Here is a 2,076-nt window from a genome sequence, read left to right as displayed (position 1 = left end):
CTCACGGCATCTGCCACTCCAAGCAGCAGCGGAAGCAGGTAATATCCAAAACGTCTGACGGTACCATAACGCAGATCGTACTTCAACATCCTTCCAAACTTCATGCTGCCCCTCCATTCTCCTGTCCCTCGATCCTTCCATCGCGCAGATGCACGATCTCATCTGCAAGCAGGTTCATCTCTTCCTTGTCATGACATGCCACGATAATGATCCGTTTCTCATTCTTCAGGGACAGAATAAGGCTTCGTATCTCTTCCACACCTTCTCCGTCGATCGCATTGATCGGCTCATCCAGCAGAATGATGTCCGGACTCCCAAGGATTGCTGCAGCTATGCCAAGCCTCTGTTTCATGCCGAGAGAATACTTCTCTACCTTTTTGTGTCCGGCATCTTCCAAGCCCACATCACGGATCAGCTGCCGGATCTCCTCTTCAGGCACTCCGCCCTGCATCTTTGCCAAAAGTTTTAAATTCTGGGAAGCATCATATTCCGGAAGAAGCGACGGATTTTCTAACAATAATCCAATACTTCTCGGAATCGATATATTTTTATGCAGCTGCTCACCATTGATCACGATCCGTCCGCTTGTCGGACGGATCAGTCCGGATATCGCCCGCATCAGCATGGTCTTGCCGGAGCCGTTCTTTCCTTGAAGGCCATACACTGTTCCGCCTTTCATTTCCAGACAGATATCCTTTAGTACGGTGGCGTCTTTGATCTTCTTTGTCACGTGTTCGATTGATATATTCATACTTTCTTATCCCCTTTATCATTATTTCCTGTTATCTGTTCCTTATTTCTTCTTGATCTGCGAACTTTTTACCAGTATGTTGACTGCCGTTCCGAGCACACCCGCCCGTGGATCCAGCTTATCCGGTTGCGAAATACCATCGTTTCTGCCGCACAGCCGTACATAAAAGTCCGTCTTGTCAATGTCCCAGTACTTCTTATGGCAATATTGCTGTTTTCCGGTAACACACGTTACCTCTTCTCCCGGATTGAGCTGAATGACATCCGGATCAAACTCTATCTTTTTACTACAGGTAAAATATGTATTATCCCCTTCATATGCATACCTGCCATCTTTCATATAATTTCCCGTCGCCGGTACGGAAGCACGGATCCGTTTTGCCGTGTCAGAATAATTTTTGATCCTGCACTTGATAAACATCATATAACATGTGCCTGCACCGCCCTTTAGCTCAGGGTCACTTGGCTGCACGTTTCCCTTCGAATCCACTAACTCCGGATCATACAGACCTTTCCGTTTATATTCTTTATAGCGTTTAACATTTGTGGTATACGCAACCTCTTCGATCCGATATCCCACTTCCTCATAAATGCACTCCTGATCCATGTCAAGGATGGAACCCTCCGGTGTATCCTTTTTCTTTGCTTTCTGTTGTTTTTGTGCAGATTTAGAGGAAGTACCTGCCTTATATGTAATGTTCGAAAGACTGATCTCACGGATGTCCGGATACGATGTCAGTACGATAGAAAACGGCAGCTTCTGCAGATCACGAAAATGAGCATCGGAAAACGATATTTCATACAGTTCATACGGCAGCGTTACCGGCACCTCTACGCCCGGTGCAATGGCGAGCATACAGGACTCAATGTGATTGATCTCACAAAACATCTCTGTGGACAGGGCATTGCCATACGCCGGGGATTTAATAACGATATCTGCGAGATCCAAATACTGCATATGCTCTGAACTGTTTTTGATCCGCATCTTTACCAAAATCACTTTCAGACGTCCCGGCTTTCCTTTTGCAACATCTCCGTCAACATCCAACATGGGTTCAATGACCGGATACTGCTCCTTGATCTTGGAATAGTCGCAAATCGTATTCTTCAGTACCGTATACTCTGTTCCGTTTATGGTCTGCGGCTTCCTGTCGCTGAATGTTGTCACTTTCAGCCGGTCATTCTCTCTGTTCACCTGATCAAACGAATATATCCCATAGCACAGCGCTGCACCAATACACAGTAAGATCAGACATTTCATTCCTGTTTTCATTCCGTTCCTCCATCCTGAATCATCCCCTCAAGTTCCCCTCAATTAAAAACTGC

2 protein-coding genes are annotated in these 2,076 nt (G+C 46.1%); both read right to left on the bottom strand.

Features of this window, described 5'->3' with window-relative positions; genetic code table 11:
* Positions 1–100 precede the first annotated feature (100 nt).
* Entirely contained in the window at positions 101–751 is a 651-nt protein-coding gene (locus tag DW981_RS14245; protein ID WP_118508208.1) for an ATP-binding cassette domain-containing protein, read from the bottom strand.
* 42 nt (positions 752–793) lie between these two features.
* Positions 794–2,023: a hypothetical protein gene (locus DW981_RS14240; RefSeq protein WP_118508207.1), complete on the bottom strand. Its 1,230-nt coding sequence runs from the start codon at positions 2,021–2,023 to the stop codon at positions 794–796.
* Between the last annotated feature and the right edge of the window lie 53 nt (positions 2,024–2,076).

Origin of the sequence: Clostridium sp. AM49-4BH (genome assembly GCF_003478335.1) — a bacterium.
In the GTDB taxonomy this organism is placed as follows: domain Bacteria; phylum Bacillota; class Clostridia; order Lachnospirales; family Lachnospiraceae; genus Butyribacter.
The sequence above is the reverse complement of the archived record's forward strand: the minus strand, read 5'-3'. Positions and strand labels throughout refer to the sequence as shown.